This is a genomic window from Bradyrhizobium sp. YR681, from assembly GCF_000282615.1.
Classification (GTDB): domain Bacteria; phylum Pseudomonadota; class Alphaproteobacteria; order Rhizobiales; family Xanthobacteraceae; genus Bradyrhizobium.
Genome location: NZ_AKIY01000191.1, coordinates 24,652 through 31,102, shown reverse-complemented (window position 1 = coordinate 31,102; position 6,451 = coordinate 24,652). Strand labels below are relative to the sequence as shown.

Below are 6,451 nucleotides of genomic sequence, written 5' to 3'. Positions count from 1 at the left end.
GGGGTCCTGATAATAGAGCGGGCCAGCCGTATCGGCGGCGTTCGCCTCGGACGCGATGGTGCCGTCCAGCGGGTGCGACGACCCGGCGAACAGCGTGGCGCCTGCCGCTGTGAAGATCGCAGCGGCAGTGCCGATGAGGAGGCGGCGGCTCATTTCTCGGCCGTGACGACGAGCTTGTTTTCGACCGTGCCGGCTTCGCCCTGCACCTTGGCGCCGAGCGAGAGCTGCCAGCGCCCGGCCATGCCGAAGGTCGCCTTGAAACGGTAGGTGCCGGGCTCGGTGCCCGGCATCGACGTGATCTTGGTGGCCATCTCCTGCATGCCGTCGGGCGCCATGTCGAGCCGGCTGGCGAAGATCACCGCATCTGGCACGGTCTTGCCGGAGGTCTTGTTGACCAGCCGCACCGTCACGATGCGATCGGCGCCGGCCTTGACGGTCGGCTGCACGAGCTGGAATTCGTAGTTCTTGATCTCGGCGCGTGCGGAGGTCGCAAACGCAGCGGCGATCAGCGCGGCCATGGCGGCGCGCGCGAGGTTGGACATTGTCATGATCTTCAATTCCTCGATGGGTCTGATGGAGCCGCACGCAACAGCGTGACGCGTTGCAGGACGGCAGGCAGCGATGCGCGCCGCTTCCGACACGCATCTTCACCAGGCGCCTGGGCGCCTGTCAGACGATCGATCGAGGTGGATGATCCGGAGGTGGCCGGATGAGGCCGTCGGCAATGGCATCATCGAGCGGCCGCAACTGCTCGAGCCTACGCGGATCGAGAATTGCCGTCACGACCGCCGGCCCGGCCTGCAATATTTTCAACATGCAGATCGCGAGAAGGGGGCAGTCCTGGCATTGCTTGTGGTCTTGCTGATCGGGACAGCAGGGCATGTCGGCTGACATGTCCTGCGTGTCGGCCATCTGCATGTCGCTCGCCATCAAGGATGCCGCCGCCGCCGGCGTCACCAGCGGCGCAACCATCAGCCCCGCGGTCACGAGGACCGCGAGCACCTGCCTGAGGATGCGACGAGCAATCATGCCGCAACACTCTCACACGGGGACTGCATTGGAAAGTCCGGTGGTTCACGAGTGTGCGAGCAGGGCGTGTGGGTGGTTAACTGTCTCGGGGATCGCGGAGTACGATGTTACTGCGTGATGTCGCGCCGGCCAGACACGGAAAGGCCCCAGCCCGGGGCTGACCGGCTGAGGCCTTTGTGCTCACATTCTCATCCTTGGGACTTTGATCGCCAACGCGCCCCACGCCGGATCGTTCCGCGGGGCCCGGAATTATTTTGCGCCTGTCGCAGGGAATAGCCCTACGCCTTCTCCTCCCAGATCATCGCCAGGTGCACGATCGTCTGCACCGCCTTTTCCATGTCCTGACGGCTGACCCATTCGAGGCGCGAGTGGAATGCATGCTCGCCGGCGAAGATGTTGGGGCAGGGCAGGCCCATGAAGGACAGGCGCGAGCCGTCGGTGCCGCCGCGGATCGCGGTGCGCATCGGGCGCAGGCCCGCGCGGCGGATCGCCTCGATGGCGTATTCGAGGATGTGCGGGTGACGGTCGATCACCTGCTTCATGTTGCGGTACTGCTCCCGCACCTCGAACGTGTAGGTCGAGCGCGGATAGTCCTTCATCACGTCCTTGACGATGTCCTCGAGCAGGACCTCTTTCTCCTTCAGCCCTTCCTCGGTGAAGTCGCGGACGATGAAGGAGAGCGTGGCCTGCTCCAGCGCGCCCTCGATCCCGATCGGATGCAGAAAGCCCTGCTTGCCCGACGTCGTCTCCGGCGAGCAACCTTCCTTGGGCAGCCGCTCGACGATGGCGGCCGCGATCTTGATCGCGTGCTCCATCTTGCCCTTGGCGTAGCCGGGATGGGCGCTGACGCCGGTGATGGTGATGGTGGCGCCATCGGCCGAGAAGGTCTCGTCCTCGACGCTGCCTGCGCTCTCGCCGTCCATGGTGTAGCCGAAATCGGCGCCGAGCTTCTTGATGTCGACATTGTCGACGCCGCGGCCGATCTCCTCGTCGGGCGTGAACAGGATCTTGATGGTGCCGTGCTTCACATCGGGATTGTTGATGAAGAAATACGCGGCATCCATGATCTCGGCGACGCCGGCCTTGTTGTCGGCGCCCAGCAGCGTGGTGCCGTCGGTGGTGATGATGTCGTTGCCGATCTGGTTCTTCAGCGCGGGATGCTCGGCAAAGCGGATCACCTGGCTGGTGTCGCCCGGAAGCGTGATATCGCCGCCGCGATAGTTCTTCACGACCTGCGGCTTGACGTCCTTGCCGGTGACGTCGGGCGAGGTGTCCATGTGCGAGCAGAAGCAGATCACCGGCACCTTCTTGTCGGTGTTGGCCGGGATCGTTCCGTAGACATAGCCGTACTCGTCGAGATGTGCGTCGGCGATGCCGATCGCCTTGAGCTCGGTGACGAGGACGCGGCCGAGATCCTTCTGCTTCTCGGTCGAAGGAGAGCTGGGGGATGCCGGATCGGACTGGGTGTCGATGGTGACGTAGCGCAGGAAGCGCTCGGTCACGGTATGCGTGAAGGTGAGGGAGGACATTTCTGGTCAAACCGCCGGGGTCAGGGAAGCCCTCGGTATACCAGAAAAGCGGGCCACGTTGCGGCCGGAACGGCGCGGATCAGGCTTAACGAAAGGTAGCTTCTCAGATCGCCTCTTTCAGTTCCTTCACGGGGCGGAACGCCACCTTCTTGCTGGCCTTGATGTGGATCGCCTCGCCGGTGGCGGGATTGCGGCCGGTGCGGGCGGCGCGCTTGCGGACCTGGAGGATGCCGAGCCCTACGATGCGGACGCGGTCGCCCTTCTTCAGGTGCTTGGTGATCAGCTCGACCATGTCGGTCAGGACGGCCTCGGCGTGCTTCTTCGACAGGTCCTGGCTCTCCGCGATGTCGGCGGCAAGGTGCTTGAGCGTGATGGTGGCGGGCGCGGCAGCCTTTTTCGCCGAATCCTTCTTACCCATATCTAGCCTCCTCAATGAGAGGGAAGCCCCGGAAAAGCCGGAAAAGCGTGGGGATCCCTCCAGGTCCTGGAAGGCGTAGACGATTCGGGCGCGGGCTGACTATGCCGCGAGTTCCCGACGGCTGCGGCGCAGCCGCGAAAGGCGTCGAGAAGTTCGGGCTAAGGCTATGAAGGAATTGCCAAAATGGCGCGAGAGACGGGGCTCGAACCCGCGACCTCCGGCGTGACAGGCCGGCGCTCTAACCAACTGAGCTACTCCCGCGTGGTTCGCTGAAAGCGCGCGGAACGAGGGGGGACTTAAAGGCGGGGCTTGGTGAAGTCAAGGACGTTACGCTGTGCCCGAGCATCTGCGCTAAGCATTGCTTTGGAAAACGAAAAAGGCCGCCTCGCGGCGGCCTCTGGTCAGCCCGGAATAGGGCGCATCAGCGAATCTCGGACGTGCCCGCGCTCGTCACCACGACCGGCTTGCCGGCCTTGATCACGTGGGTCGACTGGGCGGTCTGGCTGTAATCGGCGTTGGTACGGGCTGCAATCCCGAAACCGGCCACTGCAATGCCGGCCACCAGCGCCACCACCACGATCTTGAGGTGGGTACCACGGTCTGCGGAGTGAATTGAGTGGTTCATATGAGCCTCCCGACGGGCTTGGCCGCCGTCTATGGGCTCATGTCTTAAGGACCGTCTGTTTCCGGATGGTTTCGCGGGTTCCGCAAAATGGTTTCATGAATACGCCCGCATGGTTTCGCCGGGCTGGCGGCCTGAACGCGTTTCAGGCGGCCGCCCGGCCGATATCGTCCCGAATCGTCCGCGCCGCCCAGACAAACAGCAGGGCACCCAGAATGGTCGTGACCGCCGCCGAGAGCAGGGAATAGCGCACGGCGTCGGCGCCGTAAGCGCCCTTCAGGGCGTCGTTCACCACCCCCACGGCGAGCGGGCCGACGCCCTGGCCGAAGCAGGTGGCGGTGAGCGCGATCAGGGCGGAGGCCAGCGCCCGCATGCTCGGCTTGGCCACCGTCTGCGCGATCGCGAAGATCGGGCCGAGATGGAAGCCGACCAGGAATGAGGTCAGCGCCAGCATGGCGACCATCATCGCAAAATCCTGCGTCAGCATGCAGAGCGCGAACACCGGGCCGGCGAGGCCCGAGGTGATCGCGGGCGCCCACAGCTTCCAGCGGTCGTCGCGGCGGCTGATCTGCGCCACCACGAAGCCGCCGAGCAGGGTGCCGGCCATGCCGGCGAGCCCCTTGAAGGTGCCGGCATAGGTGCCGATCTCGGCGCTCGACAGATGATGCACGCGGGCCAGGAACGGCGGGATCCAGGCCGCGGTCGCATAGTTCGTGTAGGTGGTGAGGCAGAAGCCGATCAGGACGATGATGAAGCTGCGCTGCGCACCGAGGAAGCGCAGGGTCGGCCCGAGCGGTTCGGGCACGAAGCTCTCCTGCATCGCGCCGCGCTTCGGCTCGGAGATCGTCAGCCACAGCACCAGTGCGAGCAGGATGCCGGGAAGGCCGGCGACATAGAAGGCCATCCGCCAGCCATAGTGCTGGTTGACATAGCCGCCGACGAAATAGCCGAGGAAGACGCCGAGATAGGTGCCGATGGCGTAGATGCCGAGCGCACGCGGACGCTCGTTCTTGGTGAAGAGGTCGGCGACGATCGACTGCGAGGCCGGGGAGCCCGCGGATTCGCCGATGCCGACGCCGATGCGCGCCAATGCCAGCGAGGTCACGCTGGTGGCCGCGCCGCACAGCGCCGTCATCGCGCTCCAGAATGCGAATGCGACGGCGACGATGTTGCGCCGGTTGAGCCGGTCGGCGACGCGCGCGATGGGAATGCCGAGCAGGGAATAGAACAGCGCGAAGCCGAAGCCCGCAAGCAGGCCCATCATGGTGTCGCTGAGGGCGAACTCCTTCTTGATCGGCTCGATCAGGACGTTGAAGATCGTGCGGTCGAGGAAGTTCAGCGCGTAGATGATGGTGAGAAGGCCGAGCACATAGTAGCGCCGCGGCGAAGGCTTTGCCGCCGCCGTCGTTTGCACGGACACTTGTGACGTCACGTCGACCATCGCATCCCCCCAATTTGTCTTTGTTATCGTTGTCGGTCCAGCTCTTATTCGAGCCGGCTGCCTATCCTTCGCGGATATAATTCCCCGCTTCGAATTCGACCATTGCCGGGTTCGCATCGAACGAGACGCCGATCGGGTCGCGACCTGCTTCCATCGCTTCCAGTTGCTCGCCCAGCATGCGGCGGATCATCAGGATGCCGCGGTCGCTCTGGCCGAAATGCTCCTCGGAGTGAACAGTGACGGGGCCCTGGCCGACCTGCGCCTCGTAATCGCCGGGGAATTGCTGGTGCTCCTGCTCCGTCATGTCCCACCAGAACTTTCCGTTGAACTTCGAGCGCATGCGGCCGATGTCGCCTGATTTCTTGACGCGGCCGGCCACGTAGATGCGGAACGAATTGTCGTCGATCGGCAGCGTCCAGCCGATCGACTCGACGCGGGCGAATTGCGCCACGCGCGGATTGGGCACGACGCGCAAGGTGGGGAGGGCAGCTTCGGTGACGCGATAAAACACCTTGCCGTCGTCCTGCTTGCGGATCGAGCGCACGGCGATGCCGCGCGGCGTCCTGTCGAATTTCACCTCGGGCATCGAGGCCATCATGTCAGTGAATTGCGGCCCCGAGAACGAACCGTGTAGTACCGGCACGTGATAGGGATCGACCACGTTCTCGAAATGCTGCAGCCAGTTGCAGGGGATGATCGCGGGCCCGCCGCCGCCGATTGAGGAATCGTCGGCTTCGACGAACTCGCCGTCGTCCATGTTCTCGAGGCACTCGTAAGCCGGAAGCTGCGGGCGTTTCTCGGCGGGGCCCATATAGGCGAAGATCAATCCGTAGCGCTCCTCGACCGGGTACCAGGGCTGGCGCACCTTGTCCTTGAACGCGCCGCCGTCGGGCTCACAGGGCTGCTCCAGGCAATGGCCCTCGGTGTCGAACTTCCAGCCGTGATAGCAGCAGCGGATGCCGTCCTCCTCGACCTTGCCGTAATAGAGCGTGGTGCCGCGATGGCAGCAGCGCGCGTGCAACAGGCCGGCGCGGCCGTGCTTGTCGCGGAACAGCACGAGGTCCTCACCGAGCGCGCGCACCTTTCTCGGCGTGTCGGTGGCGTCACCGACGAGCCCGACCGGATGCCAGTAGCGGCGCAGCAGCTCGCCCATCGGCGTGCCGCGCACCACCGAGGTGAGCTCGGTGCGCGTCTGCGCCGGCTTCATCGCATAGGCCGTGCCGAGATCGCGATCCCGCTGGGTGATGCTCATGCTGGTCCTCCCGCTGTGGCCATGCCGGCCCGGCCTTTTCAATGCCTTGTCGCAAGTGAAAGATAATTCGATGACAATGTCAACGATCTTCCAAATGCCTCTTAGTCGCATTTGGATCAGGGCTGGGGAGGTTGCGCTACCAGCACTTGGCACGCCCGGG

Annotated in this window: 7 protein-coding genes and 1 tRNA gene; all 8 read right to left on the bottom strand. The window is 64.5% G+C overall.

Annotation, left to right across the window (positions count from 1 at the left end; genetic code table 11):
• Positions 1 to 149 precede the first annotated feature (149 nt).
• A complete protein-coding gene (locus PMI42_RS16840; protein WP_008136173.1) occupies positions 150 to 548 on the bottom strand; it encodes a FixH family protein in 399 nt (132 codons plus the stop codon).
• Between the two features lie 121 nt (positions 549 to 669).
• Positions 670 to 1,029 carry a hypothetical protein gene (locus PMI42_RS16835; RefSeq protein ID WP_008136171.1) on the bottom strand — a complete coding sequence of 120 codons (360 nt, stop codon included), beginning with the start codon at positions 1,027 to 1,029 and terminating at the stop codon, positions 670 to 672.
• Between the two features lie 278 nt (positions 1,030 to 1,307).
• On the bottom strand, positions 1,308 to 2,558 hold the full coding sequence (gene pepT / locus PMI42_RS16830; RefSeq protein ID WP_008136169.1) for a peptidase T: 1,251 nt from the start codon (positions 2,556 to 2,558) through the stop codon (positions 1,308 to 1,310).
• A 103-nt stretch (positions 2,559 to 2,661) separates the two neighbouring features.
• Complete coding sequence (locus PMI42_RS16825) at positions 2,662 to 2,976, bottom strand: HU family DNA-binding protein (protein ID WP_008136167.1); 315 nt, start codon at positions 2,974 to 2,976, stop codon at positions 2,662 to 2,664.
• A 184-nt stretch (positions 2,977 to 3,160) separates the two neighbouring features.
• Positions 3,161 to 3,237, bottom strand: a tRNA-Asp gene (locus PMI42_RS16820).
• A gap of 160 nt (positions 3,238 to 3,397) precedes the next feature.
• The gene (locus tag PMI42_RS16815) at positions 3,398 to 3,601 is read right to left on the bottom strand and encodes a hypothetical protein (protein ID WP_008136165.1); all 204 of its coding nucleotides are present in this window, start codon (positions 3,599 to 3,601) and stop codon (positions 3,398 to 3,400) included.
• A 142-nt stretch (positions 3,602 to 3,743) separates the two neighbouring features.
• The gene (locus tag PMI42_RS16810) at positions 3,744 to 5,039 is read right to left on the bottom strand and encodes a spinster family MFS transporter (protein ID WP_008136163.1); all 1,296 of its coding nucleotides are present in this window, start codon (positions 5,037 to 5,039) and stop codon (positions 3,744 to 3,746) included.
• 61 nt (positions 5,040 to 5,100) lie between these two features.
• Positions 5,101 to 6,291 (bottom strand): aromatic ring-hydroxylating dioxygenase subunit alpha, encoded by a 1,191-nt coding sequence (locus PMI42_RS16805; protein ID WP_008136162.1) that lies wholly within the window; start codon positions 6,289 to 6,291, stop codon positions 5,101 to 5,103.
• Between the last annotated feature and the right edge of the window lie 160 nt (positions 6,292 to 6,451).